General features: G+C 67.9%; 19 protein-coding genes and 1 pseudogene. 5 read left to right on the top strand and 15 right to left on the bottom strand.

The window, feature by feature from the left end:
- Positions 1–56: 56 nt before the first annotated feature.
- Both ACIF83_RS35290 and ACIF83_RS35285 read right to left on the bottom strand, forming a co-directional pair.
- The gene (locus ACIF83_RS35290; RefSeq protein ID WP_399733111.1) at positions 57–371 is read right to left on the bottom strand and encodes a hypothetical protein; all 315 of its coding nucleotides are present in this window, start codon (positions 369–371) and stop codon (positions 57–59) included.
- A 371-nt stretch (positions 372–742) separates the two neighbouring features.
- Positions 743–868, bottom strand: a complete 126-nt coding sequence (locus tag ACIF83_RS35285; RefSeq protein WP_393484908.1) for a hypothetical protein — start codon at positions 866–868, stop codon at positions 743–745.
- 266 nt (positions 869–1134) lie between these two features.
- Here ACIF83_RS35285 and ACIF83_RS35280 point away from each other — a divergent pair, with 266 nt between their 5' ends.
- Both ACIF83_RS35280 and ACIF83_RS35275 read left to right on the top strand, forming a co-directional pair.
- Positions 1135–2547 carry a M1 family metallopeptidase gene (locus ACIF83_RS35280; RefSeq protein ID WP_399733108.1) on the top strand — a complete coding sequence of 471 codons (1413 nt, stop codon included), beginning with the start codon at positions 1135–1137 and terminating at the stop codon, positions 2545–2547.
- Positions 2548–2762: 215 nt separating this feature from the next.
- The gene (locus tag ACIF83_RS35275; RefSeq protein WP_399733105.1) at positions 2763–3971 is read left to right on the top strand and encodes an ISAs1 family transposase; all 1209 of its coding nucleotides are present in this window, start codon (positions 2763–2765) and stop codon (positions 3969–3971) included.
- Between the two features lie 339 nt (positions 3972–4310).
- Here ACIF83_RS35275 and ACIF83_RS35270 read toward each other — a convergent pair whose 3' ends face one another.
- Together ACIF83_RS35270 and ACIF83_RS35265 are read right to left on the bottom strand one after the other, a co-directional pair.
- Entirely contained in the window at positions 4311–4679 is a 369-nt protein-coding gene (locus ACIF83_RS35270) for a hypothetical protein (RefSeq protein WP_393484911.1), read from the bottom strand.
- 784 nt (positions 4680–5463) lie between these two features.
- Positions 5464–6042 carry a hypothetical protein gene (locus ACIF83_RS35265; protein WP_393484912.1) on the bottom strand — a complete coding sequence of 193 codons (579 nt, stop codon included), beginning with the start codon at positions 6040–6042 and terminating at the stop codon, positions 5464–5466.
- A 249-nt stretch (positions 6043–6291) separates the two neighbouring features.
- Here ACIF83_RS35265 and ACIF83_RS35260 point away from each other — a divergent pair, with 249 nt between their 5' ends.
- Positions 6292–6927: a BlaI/MecI/CopY family transcriptional regulator gene (locus ACIF83_RS35260; RefSeq protein WP_393484913.1), complete on the top strand. Its 636-nt coding sequence runs from the start codon at positions 6292–6294 to the stop codon at positions 6925–6927.
- 644 nt (positions 6928–7571) lie between these two features.
- Here the strand turns inward: ACIF83_RS35260 and ACIF83_RS35255 are convergent.
- From ACIF83_RS35255 to ACIF83_RS35215, 9 genes are all read right to left on the bottom strand, one after another.
- Positions 7572–8051 (bottom strand): hypothetical protein, encoded by a 480-nt coding sequence (locus tag ACIF83_RS35255; protein ID WP_399733101.1) that lies wholly within the window; start codon positions 8049–8051, stop codon positions 7572–7574.
- A 992-nt stretch (positions 8052–9043) separates the two neighbouring features.
- A complete protein-coding gene (locus ACIF83_RS35250; RefSeq protein WP_399733098.1) occupies positions 9044–9904 on the bottom strand; it encodes a haloalkane dehalogenase in 861 nt (286 codons plus the stop codon).
- 67 nt (positions 9905–9971) lie between these two features.
- A complete protein-coding gene (locus tag ACIF83_RS35245; RefSeq protein ID WP_393484916.1) occupies positions 9972–10544 on the bottom strand; it encodes a GNAT family N-acetyltransferase in 573 nt (190 codons plus the stop codon).
- 431 nt (positions 10545–10975) lie between these two features.
- On the bottom strand, positions 10976–11149 hold the full coding sequence (locus ACIF83_RS35240; RefSeq protein WP_393484917.1) for a hypothetical protein: 174 nt from the start codon (positions 11147–11149) through the stop codon (positions 10976–10978).
- 402 nt (positions 11150–11551) lie between these two features.
- The gene (locus ACIF83_RS35235; RefSeq protein WP_393484918.1) at positions 11552–12094 is read right to left on the bottom strand and encodes a GNAT family N-acetyltransferase; all 543 of its coding nucleotides are present in this window, start codon (positions 12092–12094) and stop codon (positions 11552–11554) included.
- Between the two features lie 729 nt (positions 12095–12823).
- Entirely contained in the window at positions 12824–13219 is a 396-nt protein-coding gene (locus tag ACIF83_RS35230; protein WP_399733093.1) for a transposase, read from the bottom strand.
- Positions 13207–13584, bottom strand: a complete 378-nt coding sequence (locus ACIF83_RS35225) for a transposase (RefSeq protein WP_399733090.1) — start codon at positions 13582–13584, stop codon at positions 13207–13209. Before ACIF83_RS35225 ends, ACIF83_RS35230 begins: the two co-directional genes overlap by 13 nt.
- Positions 13585–13681: 97 nt before the next feature.
- Positions 13682–14089 carry a transposase family protein gene (locus ACIF83_RS35220; protein ID WP_399733087.1) on the bottom strand — a complete coding sequence of 136 codons (408 nt, stop codon included), beginning with the start codon at positions 14087–14089 and terminating at the stop codon, positions 13682–13684.
- Between the two features lie 177 nt (positions 14090–14266).
- Complete coding sequence (locus tag ACIF83_RS35215; RefSeq protein ID WP_399733084.1) at positions 14267–15223, bottom strand: proline dehydrogenase family protein; 957 nt, start codon at positions 15221–15223, stop codon at positions 14267–14269.
- A gap of 133 nt (positions 15224–15356) precedes the next feature.
- Between ACIF83_RS35215 and ACIF83_RS35210 the strand changes: the two genes are divergently transcribed.
- The gene (locus tag ACIF83_RS35210) at positions 15357–16415 is read left to right on the top strand and encodes a GlxA family transcriptional regulator (RefSeq protein ID WP_399733081.1); all 1059 of its coding nucleotides are present in this window, start codon (positions 15357–15359) and stop codon (positions 16413–16415) included.
- A gap of 324 nt (positions 16416–16739) precedes the next feature.
- Here ACIF83_RS35210 and ACIF83_RS35205 read toward each other — a convergent pair whose 3' ends face one another.
- Entirely contained in the window at positions 16740–16943 is a 204-nt protein-coding gene (locus tag ACIF83_RS35205) for a cold-shock protein (protein WP_381659069.1), read from the bottom strand.
- 255 nt (positions 16944–17198) lie between these two features.
- On the opposite strand from ACIF83_RS35205, the pseudogene ACIF83_RS35200 reads away from it, so the two are divergent.
- A pseudogene (locus ACIF83_RS35200) lies at positions 17199–17827 on the top strand (SDR family NAD(P)-dependent oxidoreductase); the annotation flags it as partial.
- 308 nt (positions 17828–18135) lie between these two features.
- On the opposite strand, the gene ACIF83_RS35195 reads toward ACIF83_RS35200, so the two are convergent.
- A partial coding sequence (locus ACIF83_RS35195) for a transglycosylase SLT domain-containing protein (RefSeq protein WP_399733077.1) occupies positions 18136–18337 on the bottom strand: 202 nt, incomplete at its 5' end.

Genomic DNA, 18337 nt, shown 5'->3' with positions numbered 1-18337 from the left:
ACACCAACGTCGAGGAGGGCCGGAAGCATGTGGGGCGCCGGGCCTGTGAAACGCGATCAGGTGAGGGCGTCGCGGAGGTAGGTGGGGAGCATCTGGCAGAGTGCTGGATCCACCGTCCAACTGCTGGTGGGGAGTTCGTCCGCTGTGACGGTCAGGCTCTCACCATTGCCGGTGCGGACGAGTGCGCGGAACGTTTCCCCACATCGGACCGGACCGCGCGCGAGATGGCCGGCCAAGACAGCACGGCAGAACTCGGCCGGGTCCGCGTCGGTGGTCGCACGTCCGTAGCCCTTGCTGATCCACACACGGCTGAACGGCTCGTACAGCTGGACCTCCCACACCAGGCAGGCAGCATCACTCTCACGGGACATGACTGCGATCATGCCCTGGACCACCCACCGCACTGCCCCTACCAGCCAGTACTGTCCGAAAGAGTGCGATGCCGCCGCTGGGCCACCTGCTCCCGCAGTGCTGCGGCCGTCCCTTGCGGGCATTCATTGTGCCGCGGAGCCAACCGCTCCTCGCCCCGTCAGGACGTAGCCCACACCGGCTTCTTCCAGGGTGCGGCGCATGCGCCATTCCTGCCTGTGGGCGCAATCGACCATCATCCGCGCGATCGGCAAGCGTTCCCACGCGCGGATCGTAGACCGCCGGGTGCCGACAGACGCGCACCACGCTCACTGCGCCGGGATCGGCGGCGTACCGGCAGGGCCGCGTCGTTCAGGTGATGTATCCTGGTTGATCACATGATGCCGAGGGTGATCAGTGGACGGTTGGCGTCGCGGGTGTGGTGGCGGAGTCCAGCGGCGATGTTTGTCTGGTTGCCGAGTCGGAGAGCGCCGATGGCCAGGTTACGCAGGGATGCCATGGCACGTGGAGCGGTGCCGGTGCGTACGCGGGAGGCGTCCTCGGCGTACGTGGTGTCCCTGACCAGGCCTCATTGAAGGGGATGAACTGCGGATGGGTTGAACCGGGATCCTTACTGTGCGCCAACGTACAGCGAACATCCCCTGCCTACCCTGGCATTTTCGCCGCCCAAGCGGAGCCGACCTCCCCTCTTCGCGCGGGCCTGTGTCGGCCGTGGGGAACCCTGTGACAAGATCCGCTGGCATGTCATCTGTCATGTCGTCAGCCATGCCTTCGTCGCCCACGGGCCCCTCAAGAACCGGTCGCCGTCTGCTGGTCGCCCTGCTCGCGCTGCTCGCGACAGCAGGCTCCACCGTGGCCGAGGCCGGCACGCCGTCCGGCCCGGCGCCCGGCGCCGCGGTGAGAGCGGCCGAACCCGCGACGCCCGACCGCCCCAGCTACGACGTGAAGCTGCGCGCCGACGCCGACGGCTCCCACTGGGCGGGCCGGCAGACGGTGTCCTTCCGCAACGCCTCCAGCCGGCCCCTGCGTGAGGTGTACATACGCCTGTGGGGCAATGGCGAGGACGGCTGCGGGACATCCGGAAGACCGTCCCCCGTCCGCGTCTCCCACGTGCGCGGCGGCACTCCGGGCCGCCCCGGCGTGAAGTGCACGGCGCTGCGCATCGCTCTGCCGAGGCCGCTCGCACGCGGCGAGCGGACGGCCGTCTCCTTCGACTTGGCCCTCACCGTGCCCGCACTCAACAACCGCTTCGGCCGCGAAGGCGCGTTCCGCTTCCTGGGCAACGCGCTGCCGGTCCTCGCCGTGCACGACGCGAGGGGATGGCACCTCGATCCGTATGTGTCGTACGGCGAGAGCTTCTACACCCTGGCGAGCGACTTCCGGGTGCGCCTTGACCACCCGTCCGCCCTCAAGGTCCCGGCGACCGGCAGCACATGGACCCGCCCCGGCGGTACCGGACGTACGGTCACCCACAGCGTCGCCAAGCGGGTGCGGGACTTCGCATGGGCGGCGGGCCCGTTCCGCACCGCGACCCAGACCTCGCCCGACGGCGTGCGCGTGAAGTCGTACTGGTCGCCGAACACGCCCGCCGCCGGTGTCCGCCTCAACCGCAAGGACGGCGTCGCCGCCATCGACCGGTTCGGCAGGGAGTTCGGCCGCTATCCGTACGGCGAGATCGACCTCGTGATGACCCCCGGGTTCGCCGGCGGCATGGAGTACCCCGGCCTGGTCATCCTCGGCACCGAGGAGGAGGGCGGCGCCACCGTCCATGAGATCGCCCACCAGTGGTGGTACGGCGTCGTGGGCAACGACGAGTACAACTCACCCTGGCTGGACGAGAGTTTCGCTCAGTACGCCAACGCGCGCTACTACCGCTGGGACGGGTTCGAGTGCTCGCCGGACGACTCCTGGCCGAGCGCCACCGCCGCGCTCACCAACTCGATGGCCTACTGGTCTACACACCGTGACGAGTACTTCCAGGTCGTGTACGGGATCGGCCCTTGCGTCCTGGCCGACCTGGAGCACGTCCTCGGGGCCGGCACCATGGCGCGCCTCATCAAGAAGTACGCCCACGACCACTGGTACGGCGTCTCCACCACCGCCGGCTTCAAGAAGGCCGCACAGTCGATGACGCACAGGGACCTCGGCCCCTTCTGGCGGAAGCACCGCATCCGCTGAAGTCGCACTCCGCTCGCGGGTGACGGGCGTACCCCGTCGGCGCCACGATGACGGTGACCGACGGGGTACGCGGGCAGGGCGGCGTCGTTCCGGCGGTGCATCCGGGTTGATTGGGCTTCAGGAGCTGGGGCAGGACTGCGGGGGCTGACGCGGAGGCAGGCACGACTTCCGGTGATCATGAGGTGTCGAGTCCCTGATCACCACGACGGAAGACCGTGCCTGCCTGCTCATCCTCGCTCATCCCGCGCCCTCTGGGCCAACTCGCCGACACCGCGCCGACCGTCCCCGATGACCTCCCCGGCCTGCTGACCTGCCTGGCTCAGGTGCCCGATCCCCGCCGGGACCAGGGCCGACGCCACTCGCTCGCCTTCGTCCTCTCCCTGGCCGCGTGCGCGGTCCTGGCCGGAGCGAAGTCCCTGGCCGCGATCGCGGAGTGGGCCGCCGACGCCCCGCCCAACGTCCTGGCCCGGCTCGGTGGCCCATGCCGGGAGCCGGACCGCGGCCCCGTCGCCCCGGCCGAGGCCACCGTGCGTCGTGTCCTCCAACGCATCGACGGCGACGCGCTGGATACAGCCGTCGGAAGTTGGCTCGCCGGGCGCGAACGCGCCGCCGGCCAGGAGGAGAACGACAGCGACCGGCGGCCCCTGCCCTCCCTCGCCGTGGACGGCAAGACCGTGCGCGGTGCCCGCCGCACCGACGGCACCCAGGTCCATCTGCTCGCCGCGATGACGGGGGCCGGTCTGGTCACCGCCCAGCGCGAGGTGGACGCCACGACCAACGAGATCACCGTCTTCCAGCCCCTGCTTGCCCCGCTCAACCTGCACGGCACGGTGGTCACCTTCGACGCCCTCCACTCGCAGACCGCCCACGCGCGCTTCCTCGTCGAGGACAAGCACGCCCACTACATCGCGCTGATCAAGGGCAATCAGCCCACCCTGCACCAGTGGCTGAAGGCCCTGCCATGGCGGGAAGTGCCACTCCTGGACAAGACGCGGGCCACCGCGCACGGCCGCGACGAGATCCGCCGGATCAAGGCCGCCGCCGTCGCCGGGATCGCGTTCCCACACGCGGTGCAGGCCGTCCAGATCGTGCGCCGCCGACGGATCGTCACCACCGGCAAGGTCACCCTGGAACGCATCTACGGGGTGACCGACCTGACCGCGGAGCAGGCCGACGCAACCGAGATCGCCCGCCGCGTCCGCGGCCACTGGGGCATCGAGAACAAGATCCACCACGTCAGGGACACCACGTACGCCGAGGACGCCTCCCGCGTACGCACCGGCACCGCTCCACGTGCCATGGCATCCCTGCGTAACCTGGCCATCGGCGCTCTCCGACTCGGCAACCAGACAAACATCGCCGCTGGACTCCGCCACCACACCCGCGACGCCAACCGTCCACTGATCACCCTCGGCATCATGTGATCAACCAGGACACATCACCTGAACGACGCGGCCCTGGGCGTACCGGTGCGTACTGGGCGCGCGGCGCGATGAGTTGTGCACGATGCAAGGCACTCCCCCACCGGGTCGAGCGCACCGCATGTCGTTCACTTCTCCATCCGGTGCGCACGATGTCGTGGACTGTGCCGCCCCGCTTCCTCGCCAACCTTGACCGCCTCACCCCACACAGTGCTGCTGCTTCTGCCGCGACGCCGCCATGCACGCCGGGATCCGCCCCGTAGCGGACGATGCTGCGGGTGGCGAACTGCTCGCTTCAGATCGCCGACTGCTGTCGGCGCCACGCGGCATGCGGTGGCCGCACTATTCGGCTGCGGTAACCGGAACTCCACGAGCGGCCCGGTAGGCGGCGATGAGGGCCGTAAGCTGAGGGTTGAACCCCTCGGCCTCCTGCAGGGCCGCCTCCGGCATCGGATCGTCGGCGCCATGGCCGAGAGCCGGGCGGCCGGCGAGGTGCTCACAAAGAGCGTCCAGGCGGTCAAGGAGGGCGGCGCGACGCGCCTGCTCAGGGCTCAGCGACCGCAGCCAGGCAAGGCGTTCCACAGCCGTCTCCGGGCATGCGGGCAGGGAGCGGCGGATACCGTCGGCCCGCTCGGCGAGGGTGTTCCACACGGGCCGGCGCAGCATCGCGACGAGCACGTCGGGGACAGCTTCCACGGTGGTGGGCGTCATGTCCTCCACCGTCGCAGGGGGCACTGACAACGCGGCGCAGCCGGGACGCCAGGTCAGCCGTCCGGGCAGCGCGCTGTAATGCAGTTGGGTCAGTCCATGCCGTTGCAGACACCGCCGGTCCCGAGGAAGGAACGCAGCGGCCGGTCGGGGGGCGCTCGGGCGATCTTCCTCCGCTCCGCAGATCTCCACAGGCGGACCCTCGACACATCGACGAAGCTGTCCGGTCCCGGATACGCCGCCAGCAGTGGCTGTAAGGGGGAGGGTCACCGATTTCACGCACTGGCGCCTGAAGGTCCCTACGGCCAACGCCTTCTGGGTGCTGGACGACCGACTCGTCATCACCGAGGACTGGCACGCGGGGCGTCGAGCGCAGCCGCGTCATCCACGAGCCGGGCCGCCGCTTCGTGTTCGTCGTCGAAGAGGCAGCACTCCGATCCCAGGTGTGCGGCGCCGACGCCATGACCGCGCAACTCGGCCCCACTGACCGCCGACGCCCTCCCCCAGGTCTCCCTCGGCGTCGTCCCCATGGACGCGCCCACGCGCGAGCAACGGCTGCGGGAGACGTCCACGTGTACGACGACCGCCTCAGCAACTATGCAGCATGGCCGTATACCGGGCCGACGCCCGAGCGCTGATCCGTCGGGCGATCGAAGCTCTGGACCGGCGCGGGGTGTCGTCCGTCGTGAGCTGGCTCATCCACCATCCGTCATCCGCGTATGCGGCCGTGCGGCCGGCCGGCCCGACTCCGGGCACGGCGTGAGATCACGGGACCCCGGCGCCGTCGTCAGCCGTCCGTGTCGGCGCCGATCAGAGGTTCGTCGGGGGCCACGAAGTCCGGGTCGGTCAGGAAGACGTGGGTTTTCCAGGCGAATTCACCAAGGGCAGTGTCCAGGTCTGCCCCGCAGTCGCCCACATTCTCATGGCGAACGCGTCCCCTGCCTGTGGCCGCGTAGTGGCACCTGTTCGCCGCATCCAGCAGAGCAAGGAGGACGTTTACGAACCAGGTGTCATCGGGTCCGGCAGCGCGCACCTCTTGCACCGCTGCCCGGAGGTTCAAGTACGCGTCTTCAACGGCTCCGGCACGCTCTCGGAGCAGGTCCGCGGGGGAATCGTCGGCAAGATTCTCGTACCGCCAATAGGCAGTACTGAGTTCCTGGGTCGCGGAGCGCAGCCGTTCATATGCTGTATTGCGCCGGTCCCGCGCCCAGCGCGCATGCTCAGCGGCAGCCTGCGACTTCGCAGCCTCGACAGCAGCCCTGACGGTCTGGCGTCCGGTGACCCTGGCGGCGAGGACTCCGCCGATCGCCCCGGCCATGCTGCCGCCCACCGCCCCCACCATCCCGGCCACTGCCGCTGCGTCCATGTCCCCTCGCTCCCCCTGCTGTCCACTGCGACGCCACTGCGCGGACGCCCTTTTCGCCGAGCCCAAGTGGCCACGGATAACGGCCCATTATCTGCGGCAGCGGTAACAAGGTGTTGCTCGAGCAGCAAAAACAGGGCTTCCCACCCGTATCATCTCCGCACCAGGGCACTCTGCGGCCGGAACATCTTCTCTGACCCGCCGCAACCGCTCGCCAGAGCTTCGACCCGGCCACCGACCGAGGAGAGACAGATGTCCGAAGACACGACCATCAACACCGAGTTGACTTCGCAGTACATCAGCCAAGTGGCCAACGACCTGGAAGCCAACGTCAAGGAACAAGAGCGCATCACTGCAGAACTCACCGCATTCCAAAAGCAGCTGGCCACGCTGCAGCGCGACCACACCGTGCTGGTGAGCATGCAGAAGGCACTCGGCGTCACGGCCCCGACCTCTGAACCCGCCAAAGCCGACAGCACCACCGTGCCCTCCCCCAGGAAGAGGCCCGCGGCTGCGCCCAGCACTCGCCGACCGGCGAAGACTGCCACCGCAAAGCCGCCCACCGCCAAGAAGCAGTCCGTCAAGAATCCTGTTGCCAAGAAGGCGGCCACGAAAAGGACAGCGACCACCCTGGTCGACCTCATCCACCGTCACCTCACCGAGCAGAGCGAACCCCGCTCCGCGGCGGAAATCGCCGAGGCACTCAGCCATGCGCACCCCGACCGCAACATCAAGACCACTGTCGTACGCACCACCCTCGAAAGCCTCGTAGCCAAAAGCCTGGCCCAGCGGACCAAGCAGGGCAGCTCCGTCTTCTACACCGCCGCCCATGCGCCGGAGCCGGCAGCGGCACCCACAGACGAGGTCCAGCCCGAAGCTGCCGGATAGTCCGCGGCCCCGTGGCTGCTCGCGTGAGCATGCTCGCCTGTCGTGTGGCATTGGTCAGCCCTCCCGGACGGAAGCCCCGTAGCTGTCGGTAGCCCGTAGCTGTCGGTCTGGCGGAGCACCACCACGCCCTGAGCCGGTGCGGGCCATACCTGGCTGAGGTACCACTCGGTGATCTCGTCCGGGGCGAGGTCGGTGGCGGTGCCCCGGCTACGGGCATCGATGCGCAGCCGATAGTCATCCGGTCCGTTAAAGGACAGCGCAGGCAACTCTTTCGTCGAGGTCGGCCATCAGACCTCGCACCACGAGGACTCCCGTAACCGAGTGCAGTGAGACTTCGACGATCTCGTCCCGCTCAGCAGCCTCGGGCTGAGGTGCGTCGGCGTGGAAGGCGACGGTGACGTCGGCGTCGCCGGTGTGGATGCCGGTCAGGACCGCCGGAATGCCGTCTTGGACCTGGACGTTACCTTGAGTGTTCGGCGTCGCACACGCTGGTGCACGGTTGGTAGCGAGACTGGCACGGTCGAAGCCAGCACAGTTCACCCGCGACCAGCCATTCCTCGAGTCTGACGTACGGTCGCGTGCGGGGTGTGTGGCGTATCGCAGTTGAGGTCGTGGGCGCGAGCCTACGACCAATGGCCTCACACTCACCGATGTCGGCGCGGTCGATTGCAGACAAGCAACGGCGAGATCGCGGTGAACAACGCGACGGCCCTGTGAAACTGCGCACGTCCAACGGTGACGTCAACGGCAAGGACGCCAAGGGCGGCGACATCGACATGCAGACATCGAACGGCGAGGTGACGATCCAGACAGCCACCCCGCTGAACATCAAGGCCCTGGGCGGGCACCGCCTGGCAGACCACGGCGACACTACGGGCCGACGGCATGGCCGGGCCGGCCGCGTCCGCCCCGACCGTCTCCACCGCTTCAGCACACTCACCGCGGCAGATCCCCGCACGCGACCGTACGTCAGACTCGGGTGCCGGCGTGATGCCTCGCAGCCACCGGACACGCAGCACGCCCGTCAGCACCGGGAGGGTGAACTCACCGCAAGCGGCCTCCCGTCTGCCCGCGAAAAGCGAGCGGATCCAGCCCAGCGTGGCTTCTTGTTCCGCTTCCGGCATGACCAGCACCCCACGCGCGTTGCGACAGCCGCAACGCGAGAGTCGGCGGTACGGCGGTGCCCATGCGCGAACCCGGCCTGCTCCGGCAAGCCGATGACGGACGGGTCCTTCCTGGTCCGCGCTACGGCACAACCCTCGAAACGGTGTCAGACGGTCTTGACGACGATGCCGGCACCTTCAAACGCGGCTGCCTCGCCGGCAGTCGCCGCAGTGTCAGTAACCAGGATGCGCCATCCGCTCGCGGGCCTACGGCGGCCTGGAGACGGTCTACACCAGCCCGGTCAGTCGGAAAGCCGGTCCCCTTCGCGCCGGCTGCCACCCGTGATCGAGCGCGGCGCGAACTCCCGCCCCGACAATGGACGGCACCACTGGAAAGGCCGATGTCGCCGCCATCAACACCGCACCCTTCTGATCGGCCTGCTCAACCACGAAGTCGAACCGCCCCGACGCGCACCCTGTGCAGCAACGGGCTCCGCCGGACACTCGCCACCGGTAGGCCACGCCATCGACGGTGATCAGGCGGGTGCCCTTCTTCCGCAGAGTCAACCGTCCTCCTCGACTCAGACGCAACGTCAGGCGCGAGCGCCGGCGCCTTCGAATTGAATCCGACAGCCCGGCTCAGCTTCCGCCCCGACAACCGACCCGATCATATGTCTGCCACCGGGGGCGATGCTCTCGTTTTTGGCACCCCTCGAACGCCTGGCCCCGGGCGCGCCGTCGAAGCCGGATGGGACGACACCTGCTACAGACCCAGTACCGCCCGGACCTGGTCGACGGCCGCCTCGCAGGCACCGGCCTGATCACGGGGGACTCACCGACATCACGCATTCAAGTTCAGTAGAAGCTGTATTCAATCCCCTGCCGTGGGTGTGAAAGGGCGCCGGAAGACCAGGGGGATGTATAGTCCGCCTGATCACAAGGTGCGCCTTCAGTCGTTTCGATCCAAGGTGAGTCGAGCTTCACCACATCAATGTGGCGTTCGTCCATCAAAATCACGGGAACCGCTTCGCGATCGCCTCGGCGATCGCGTCCGGTGCGTGTTCCTGAATGAAGTGTCGCGCGCGTGGCAACTCGACTACGTCGAGATCGGTGAAGGCGGCACGAATTCGCGGGATACAAGCGTTCGGACGGAACACCATGTCCCGCATCCCCCACACCAGCAGGGCAGGCTTGTCGCCGAGCAGGACGGGCACGTCTCGGGCGAGTTGGTCCAGCAGGGGGCGCGCGGCACGAATTTCTTTGGGCATCATGGCGAGTCCGCGCCGGGCTTCCGCGGTGGGCTGCACCGTGCGATAGTGGTCGGCCTCGGCCGCAGCGAGCTTGCGCCCCAGCTCTGCGAGCAGGACGCGCTCGACGAGGAAATTCTGTTCGAGTATCCGCCGCTGCATCGGGCGGCTGCTCATGATCATGCTGAACGCCCGATTGGCCATCGCTTCGGTCGGCCAGAACAAGGTGTTGCCCAGCACGATGCCCTTCACGCGATCCGCGCGGGCGGTGACCGCGCCCAGACCGATGGGTCCGCCCCAGTCCTGTCCCATCAGAACGAAGCCGTCGAGCTGCAGGTGATCGATCAGCTCACCGAGGACCGCGGTGTGCTCGGCGATCGTGTAGCCGAAACCCGCAGGGCGTTCGGACAATCCAAAACCCAGATAGTCGACGGCGATACACCGGTACCGGTCACGCAGGTCCTTCACGATCTGACGGTATAGGAAGCTCCACGTCGGAGCGCCATGGCAGAACAGCAGTGGCGGCCCGGCCCCCTCGTCGATGTAGTGAACCCGGCCGACGGACGAGTCAAACCAGCGCGACTCGAAAGGGTACAGACTCCTGTCGGGAACGAAGTCGATCAGCATTGGTCCCCCCTCCGATGCCAGACTACATGTGTAGTGCCCGAGCGCGCGTGGCCTTCACGGAAATGACTTAGCGGGCTGGGATCGGCACGGCCGCCGGTCGCCATTCTCGCCTGAGCAATCCGAACACCCACGAGTCGGATACATCGCCATTCACGACGCAGTCTTCCCGCAACGTCCCTTCACGCACGAATCCGATCTTCTCGAGTACCCGGGCGGATGCCACGTTGCGCGTATCGGTCTCGGCCTGGACTCGGTTCAGGTCCAGTGTGTCGAATGCCCACTGCAGCAAGGCGTGCGCCGCCTCCGTCGCGTAGCCGTGGCCCCACATCGCCTCGTCGAGGCAGTAGCCCAACGATGCGCTGCGGTAGTCCGGGTTCCATCCGGTCAGCACGCACCAGCCGACGAAGGCCCCGTCGGAAGCACGGTCGATGGCAACCCGTGCCCCGGTGCCTTCGTCCGCCATCTTCCGGCACATCGCGATGAAGCGCTCGGCGCGGGCCCGTTCGGTCCACGGTGGGGAGTCCCAGTAGCGCATCACGTGGGTGCTGCTGTGCAGCGCGAAGAGGGGGTCCGCGTCGGTGTCGGTGAAGGGGCGCAGTCGCAGGCGAGCGGTGTGCAGTATGGGGGTGGCCAAAGTCATGCGCACCATCTTGCGTCCTCACGAGGCGGCAGAGCACCGATTTGCCATCCCGATCCGGTCCTCACGACCCAAGGCTCCGCCTACCAGCAGATCGTGCACGCCTTCAACCATCACCCTGACCAGGCATTCAGGGTCCGCGAATGGCACAACTGCTCGGCCTGGCCACCGGCGACCCAAGCCCGAACGTCACCCGAAGCAGCCTCGGACGTCTAACCCGCAAAGGCGTCCTCGCCCAATCCGGGCGAGGACACGACCAGAAACGGACTTAACGACCTCTCAGAGCCGGGCAGGAGAGGTGGGCACGACGGTCACCAGGTCTGGTCAGCTCGGACTTGATCACCAGAGTTCCAGAACTCGAAGAGGTGTCCTCACACACTGATGTATGTGCGAACACCTCTGCGCTCCGGCGACCGCGCCACTTCGAGCGCTGCTCAGCCCGCCGCTATGCCCAGCAACGGACCGAAGTCCGTGGTCCGGCCAGCCTCTCTCATAATCCGTGCGGCTGCAGCGTTCACCTCAGCCGGTATGTCACCGCGTTCCGCCACCAGCCTGTCGTAGATCGGCGCATCACTGCGCGTCGGCCAGATGCCGTCCTGCTGGTTCACTGCTGTGTCCCTTTCCCGTTGATCCAAACGGGTAGCGAGTGTACGGGCGGACGGCATGCACGGTTTTCCAGCAGCAGGGATCCGGCCGTCTGGTGGGACAGCCACGTTCGAGCGGCCTTACCGCTTCAGATGACATCCCTGCGGGAAGAAGACTCCTGACCAAGTGGCAGGCGGCTAACGGATAGTGGATCGGCGCACCCGCCCCACCACCTACGAACGGACGGCTCTACCTGACGACCGCGTGCAGCGAATCCTCCACCCCGCTCGCCGCCGACGAACCCGGAGACCGACTCCCCGACATCGACCCCAGCGTCACCTACGAAGGAGACGGCCTCGGACGGTCGATCACCAGGTACGACAAAACCGCGGTTCGCTACGAGGCTACCGTCCTCGTTGCCGCCATCAACGAGTGGTTGTGACGTACTGGTCCGACGACAACTCGAACACCCGTACTCGCCGACCACCGGTGGGATTGACGGTCTCACGGACCGGATGCATCCCCAGTTTGGTCATGATCCGTTCGGAGGCGTCGTTGCCCACTTGAGTGATGCTGACGATCCGCTCCAGCCCTCGCTCTTCGAATCCGAACCGTATAGCGGCCGCAGCGGCCTCGGTGGCCAAGCCCTGCCCCCAGTGTGAACGTCCCAGCCGCCAGCCGACCTCAACCGCCGGCAGCACCTCCGGCAAGAAGTCGGGCACCGAAAGGCCGGTGAACCCGGCCAGCTCGCCAGTAGACCGGATCTCTACGGCGAACAGGCCGAAGCCCTGTGACTCCCACTCGCTCTCCCATGCCTGGATCCCGCCGCGAGTCTGCTGTTCGTCACGGACGCTGCCGTCACGGATCCACCGCATGACCTCGGGGTCGGCATTGATGGCAGCCATGGGCGCAACGTCTTCCTCGCGCCAGCGACGCAGGATCAAACGGGGAGTCTCAAGCGTGACCATCCAATCATTCTGGATCACAAAATGGGCTCTCCGCCATCCTCACCAGGCGCTTTCGATACACGGGCTGCTGGCCTCAGCTGGCGGGAACCGGGTGCCGGTGATCGCGAAGCGGGGGCAGTCTCTCTGGTCCGCCGCGTCCGGCGCGATCGGAGTCGGCCTGATCGGCCGTCAACTGCACACCTGGAACGCTTCTTGACCCGGCTCCAGCCGGCAGTCGGAGCCGCGCCGTAGCCGGGCTTCAGCCGGCTGTAGCCGCCCACCGACCAGTCCTCGCAGGAGTACTCTCCCCTGCGCCGCTGCTCGAAGGTCAACGGACCGTGCTCGTGCGGGTAGCCGCTGTCGCGGCGCGCGTCGTAGAGGTGCGCGACTGCGGGGACAGGAGACCAGTTGCGCCGGGGCCTGGGCCAGCGTCCACATCGGGGAGCACGTCTCGTGGGCGCCGGCATGCCCGGCGACTCTAGACGGTGTTCTCTGGTCGCGGTACGGGCGAAGGGTCTCCCCTGCTTCCCTACCCACGACTGACGGCAATGGCGTTTCAGGGCCGGCCACGGTCACGAGCAGGATCCGACCGACGCGGACTTGTGCCCCAAACTCACTGCCATTGAAGGCCTGTTGGACGGTCATACGGAACCCACGGTATGTGCGCCAACCGACGCCCTGGGCACGAAGTACTACGGCGTGGCCTGGTGGCACAGCCTCACGCACGCCCTGCCCTTCCCCTATGACGGGTCATCGAAGTTGAGCGGTGCGTAGGTGTCCGCGGACCCGGCGGGTGGTGACGCAGCGTGTGCGTAGCCGCTGGTTGGCCGGGTTCCGGAAGCCGTGGGCGTTGCGCGCGCAGAGCTTGATGATGCGGTTGACGCCCTCGCTGGTGGCATTGCTGTGGCCGGTGGCGATGCACGCTGCGATCTCGGGCCACCAGCAGTCGACCGTGATGGCGAGCTGCCGGCCCTCGGGGATGCCGGAGTCCGCGCACCAGGTGAGGAACTTGTAGCGCACGTGACCGACGTGCTCGCGGTCGGCACCGCTGCGTGCGAACGCGAGCAGGTCGCGCAGCCGCTCTTTCGCGATCCACCTCGTGAGCAGGGTCATGCCGATGTCGCCGGCGTCCATCAGGGCGTCCACATCTGCGTGAACTGCTTCTCCGTCAGGTCTTCGCGGCCGCGCAGGGTGGCGGTGGTGCGGCGGCGCACAATGTTGAGCATCTTGTTCGCGTGCTGGGCCACATGGAAGTGGTCATCCACAACGAGGGTGGCTTGCGGCAGGCCGGTGCGGATCGCGGCACGGTAGCTGGTGGACATGTCGATGGGAACGTAGCGGATCTGCGTGCGCCACTGAAGTGGGGTCGTCGCGAGCCAGGCCAGCACGTCGGAGGGGGCGCGGCCCTCGACCTGGCCGAGCAAGCCGCCGTTCCCATTCGCGTCGACGAAGCCGGTGTGCCACTGGTCCGCGGCGAGCTCCCACGTCCCGTTTCGGGGTTCCGGCGCCACTGGGTGCGTCCGCGGCGGGTCTCGTCGATCCCCAGCACCGCAACCGGTGGCAGAGGGGCGACGGTGACCTCGGTGGCGGCGGTGCCGAAGGCGTCCATCACCACCGGCCAGGACAGTCGCAGGCCGCGGGCCGCCTGGATTCCGTGGAGCCGGCGTCGCCCACGCGTCGGCCGGCCGCTTGCCGCAGCCGGGTGGTGAGGCGGGCGCGCGCTGGTACCTGCGGGAGCTGCTCGGTGAACGACTTCCTTGGGCACAGTGGCTCGCGGCACCACCAGCGGCGCTTGTGCCAGCGGAACTGCAGATCCCTCTCGCCGTAGGGAAGGTCGCGGGGCCGGGTGATAGCCGTGTCCTTCACCCGGGTCGCGAATACCCCGCACGACGGGCAGGCCCTGGCTGCCTCGTCGGCCGTGGCCAGGTGCACCCGACGGGTTCCGTCGGCCAGCCGCTCGATCCGTACGACGGACACCCTGTCGAGTCCGAGCAGCAATGTCGCTTCGTTGGGCAAGCCCGTGGGTCCTGCTTAATCTCGCCCCGGAGATCAGAAATGATCACGCTATCGATAGCGAGGCAGCAGCGGCCGGGGCTGTCGCTGCGGTGGATCGACTCTGACCGTCGGGTAGCTGGCGCTTCGCAGGGCAGTGAGCTGAGGCGTGATGACGTGGGACCGGATCAGGTGGTCTGGTCATGCGGCCGCGTCGACGAGGGCTTGGAGCAGGCGCTGGGGGTCTTCGGCGATGCGGTTGCAGACGTAGAGCCACCATTCCGTGCCGAAGACGATGTACTCCCGGGTGGGGTGGCCGCGCTCGGCCATGGCGGTCAGGTGGTCGGGCCCGAGGCCGAGGAGGGTCTCGAACTCCCAAGGGGCGGAATTGTGGCCCTTCCCGCCGAGGTGCTGGTCAATACGGTTGATCAGATCCCAGTCGTGGGTGGCGAAGGAGCATAGATGGCCCGAGTCGGCCAGCTGTTTCGCGTACGCAAGATAGGCAGCGGTCAGGGCCGGGGCCTCGTGCCGGTGGGCGATGGCCTCAGGTTCGAGGAAGGCGCCCTTGACCAGGCGGATGCGGCCGGGACGGGAAAGCAGCTCCGGCAGGTCGTCTGCGGTGCGATACAGGCGTGCCTGGACGGTGATGCCCACATGGTCGAACTGCTTGCACAGCTTGCGGTGCAGGGCAAGCACCTCGTCGGTACGGTCGGAGCCTTCAGCCGAGATCACCATCTCCCGCCCGGTGTCGGCGGTGGCTTGGGCTATGCGGGAGGCGTTGGCAAGGGCAAGCTCAGCGTCGACGGCGAGGCCGATGTGAGACAGGTCGAGGGAGATCGAGCACCCGGGTGGCAGCAGCCGGGCCGCGGAGAGGAACGTGTCGGTTTCTTCCGTGGCTCGCTGCGGGTCGCGGCAGCTCTCGCCCATGTACTCGACGTTCACACGGTGGCCGACGGCCAGGACCTGCTGCGCCCGATCCAGGGCGTCGGGAAGGGTTTCACCGGCCACGTACCGCCGCGCGACCTTGCGGGCCAGAGGGCCCAGAACCGGGTCACCTGGGATGCGCCACTTCAGCTCCTCGTCGAGCGCGAGCCCACGCAGGACTTGGGCAACCTGTGACGAGAGGGCGGCGTTTGTGGCAGGGGTCTGCGTAGTCATGCGCTGTGCCTAGCTGTTCGCGGGATGGATGAACGCCTGCGAGCCTTCCAGGCTGGTCCTACCACCCGCGAGTGGCAGAAACGACAGGTAAGCTGAAGTTCCTGCCACCGTCGTAAGAGGGGATCGGGAACCGATGCTTCACGACGTCGCCGTCCTGGCTCTCCAGGGTGCCCACGCCTTCGAGCTGGGCGTGTTCTGCGAGGTCTTCGGGATTGACCGCAGCGACGACGCGCTGCCCGTGTACGACTTCGCTCTTGTCTCGGCCACCGGCGACAGTGTGCCGACCCGCCACGGCTTCGAGGTGCGGACCCGTCACGGCCTGGAGCGGCTGGCCTCGGCGGACCTCATCTGCATCCCGGCCTACGACCCGCGCGTGCGCCAGCCGGACCGCCTGGCCGAGGAACTGCGGGCCGCTGTGAAGCGTGGCGCTCGTGTCCTGAGCATCTGCACCGGGGCCTTCCTCCTGGGCGAGGCCGGGCTGCTCGACGACCGACGCTGTACCACCCACTGGCGCTACACCGACGAACTCGCCCGCCGCCACCCGCGCGCCCACGTCGAGTCGGACGTGCTCTACGTGGACGAGGACCCGGTCATCACCGGCGCCGGCACCGCTGCCGGCGTCGACACCTGCCTCCACCTCATCCGCAAGGAGCACGGCAGCGCCGTCGCCAACGCGATCGCCCGCCGCATGGTCACACCCCCGCACCGCGACGGCGGCCAGCACCAGTACCGCCAGCGCCCGCTCCCCCGGGAGGGGACCGGGTCTCTCGCCCCTGTCCTGGCCTGGGTGGAATCCAACCTCGACCAGGACCTGACCGTCGACGCAATGGCTTCCCGTGCCCACCTCTCCCCACGGACCTTCGCCCGACGCTTCAGGCAGGAGACCGGGACCACACCGCTGCAATGGCTGACCGGACAGCGGGTCCTGCTCGCGCAGCACCACCTGGAGACCACGGACGCCCCAGTAACCGCGATCGCCCACCGCACGGGCTTCGGTACCGTCGACAACCTCCGCCACCACTTCGCCCGACACCTCGGCACGACGCCCCAGGCATACCGGCGCACGTTCAGAGCCCTGCCTACCAGCCGACGATCCGCACCCCCCACAGCCCCACAAGCGCCGCGCAGTGCTGTCGGTCCTCGTGAACGTCGAACAGCGCATCAGAGTGGCAGCTCCCGAGGTGCTGACTGATCACTGTCCGGTCTTGTGAACAGAACCAGGTCGGCAAGCCCGTCACCAGCCGTGACTGCACGTCAGCGGCCCAGGCGATGCGCACGGCTCAAGATCGAAGATGCCCTATGACAAGGAGTTCGTCGTGCGCGGGCCGCTGGCCGCGGATGACGTGGTGTGCGTGCCTGGTATCACCCAGACTCCGGTCGTCATGCCGTCATGCCGTCATGCCGTCATGCCCTGACCCGTAGCGGGGTCGGCTCCCGGCGGTCGGCGGCGCTAGCCCAAAGGTGCGGATACGGCTGCAGGTCCCGGAATAACTCCGGGACCTGCAGCCGCACGAGGTCAGGCGGGGGTGATGTTCTCCGCCTGCGGGCCCTTCTGGCCCTGGCCGACGTCGAACGTCACCTTCTGGCCCTCCTGGAGCTCACGGAAGCCGGAGGCGTTGATGTTGGAGTAGTGCGCGAAGACGTCCGGCCCGCCGCCGTCCTGGGAGATGAAGCCGAAACCCTTTTCGGCGTTGAACCACTTGACGGTTCCGCTGGCCATGCTGAGCCCTCCGGTCGATATCGGACCCGCACCGCGCGGACCCGAAGGTGATGTTCTGGTCCCGCGCTGCACAGCAAAACGCCCACGCCGGAGCGCGGGCGGGCAATGCGAACCACGACATCTGACAGCGACGCTACACGGCGAAACCGGCTCTCACCAGAGAGCAACAGAACAAGATCGGAACGCGCCGCTCGGTGAATCGCCCTGTGGGCAGGATGTCGGACGTGCGGCGGGGCTGTCGGTGATCGATGGGCGATGTGTCGGTGGCCGCTGAAACCGTGGACCACGAGCTGCCCCGATGAGCAGTCGCGTCCCGCCTTCGACTGCAAGGGAGCCCAGCCGCCGTGTCGTCCATCTCCTCCCCCCTTGCCCTGGGATCTCCGCCGGCTTCCGCGTGCCGATGGCCGCGTCTTCCTGGTCACCGGCGGCAACGCCGGCATCGGTACTTCGTCGCGGAGCAGCTGTCCGGAACCGGAGCCACTGTCGTGCTGGGCACCCGGGATCCCGCCAAGGCCGAAGTCGCCACGGGCTCGATCTGCTCGCGCGTGCCCGGCGCACGGGGTACGGGCCGTTCGGCTGGACCTCGCCGACCTCTCGTCGCTCAGGGCAGCGGTGGAATCACTGGATGTGGATCGCCTCGACGCGGTGGTCAACAACGCCGGCGTCGCACTCGACGACCCGCCGCGCAAGGAGACCGGGCCGGTCACGAGCCCATGTTCGGCACCAACCATCTCGGGCACTTCACGCTGCCCCACTGGCTCATGCCTTTGCTGACGGCCGCGTCGGCGACCCGCGTCGTGACCATGGGCAGCTTCGCGGCGAAGTCCGAGCGGCTAGACCTTGCCGACCTGCAGTCCCGGAAGGACTACCAGCCCAAGCGTGCCTAGGGCCGCTCCACGCCGGCTCAGATGTACTTCGGCCTCGCCGACGCCTGGACCGCTGCGCGGTTGTGGGAGGCGAGCTGCGACTTGGCTGGTGTCGGCCTCGGCACATTTCCGGGACAGCCTCACAGCACGCACACGTCGTCCGGGGCGTTCGAGAGACTGCGACGGCGTCGATGACGGCTCCCCCGCCGCTATGACGTTGGTGACGGCGCGCCCTGGCCCGGCTTTCACCGTGGCCGAGGCGAATCCCTGTCCACTGCGCTGAACGCGCTGGATGCGCACGCCTCGCGGCGCTGTTACCCGTCGCGTCAGTACGCGGAGTTGACGTTGTCGATGGAACCGTAGCGGTGGGCGGCATAGTTGGCGGCCGCGGTGATGTTCGCCACCGGGTCGGTGACGCTGTGAGCGGTGCCGACGACGTGGTAGGCGTTGAAGGTGGGGTCGATCACCTGCAGCAGGCCCTTGGACGGGGTGCCCTTCTGCGCGTTGACGTCCCAGTTGTTCTGGGCG

It is taken from the genome of Streptomyces sp. NPDC085866, assembly GCF_044541035.1.
GTDB lineage: Bacteria > Actinomycetota > Actinomycetes > Streptomycetales > Streptomycetaceae > Streptomyces.
This window is presented reverse-complemented; position numbering and strand designations above follow the sequence as displayed.

Excerpts from the sequence above, each read along its gene's own strand:
- ACIF83_RS35290 (WP_399733111.1), bottom strand. The coding sequence starts at position 371 with ATGTCCCGTGAGAGTGATGCTGCCTGCCTGGTGTGGGAGGTCCAGCTG.
- ACIF83_RS35285 (WP_393484908.1), bottom strand. The coding sequence starts at position 868 with ATGGCATCCCTGCGTAACCTGGCCATCGGCGCTCTCCGACTCGGCAAC.
- ACIF83_RS35280 (WP_399733108.1), top strand. The coding sequence starts at position 1,135 with ATGCCTTCGTCGCCCACGGGCCCCTCAAGAACCGGTCGCCGTCTGCTG.
- ACIF83_RS35270 (WP_393484911.1), bottom strand. The coding sequence starts at position 4,679 with ATGACGCCCACCACCGTGGAAGCTGTCCCCGACGTGCTCGTCGCGATG.
- ACIF83_RS35265 (WP_393484912.1), bottom strand. The coding sequence starts at position 6,042 with ATGGACGCAGCGGCAGTGGCCGGGATGGTGGGGGCGGTGGGCGGCAGC.
- ACIF83_RS35260 (WP_393484913.1), top strand. The coding sequence starts at position 6,292 with ATGTCCGAAGACACGACCATCAACACCGAGTTGACTTCGCAGTACATC.
- ACIF83_RS35255 (WP_399733101.1), bottom strand. The coding sequence starts at position 8,051 with ATGCCGGAAGCGGAACAAGAAGCCACGCTGGGCTGGATCCGCTCGCTT.
- ACIF83_RS35250 (WP_399733098.1), bottom strand. The coding sequence starts at position 9,904 with ATGCTGATCGACTTCGTTCCCGACAGGAGTCTGTACCCTTTCGAGTCG.
- ACIF83_RS35245 (WP_393484916.1), bottom strand. The coding sequence starts at position 10,544 with ATGACTTTGGCCACCCCCATACTGCACACCGCTCGCCTGCGACTGCGC.
- ACIF83_RS35235 (WP_393484918.1), bottom strand. The coding sequence starts at position 12,094 with ATGGTCACGCTTGAGACTCCCCGTTTGATCCTGCGTCGCTGGCGCGAG.
- ACIF83_RS35215 (WP_399733084.1), bottom strand. The coding sequence starts at position 15,223 with ATGACTACGCAGACCCCTGCCACAAACGCCGCCCTCTCGTCACAGGTT.
- ACIF83_RS35210 (WP_399733081.1), top strand. The coding sequence starts at position 15,357 with ATGCTTCACGACGTCGCCGTCCTGGCTCTCCAGGGTGCCCACGCCTTC.
- ACIF83_RS35205 (WP_381659069.1), bottom strand. The coding sequence starts at position 16,943 with ATGGCCAGCGGAACCGTCAAGTGGTTCAACGCCGAAAAGGGTTTCGGC.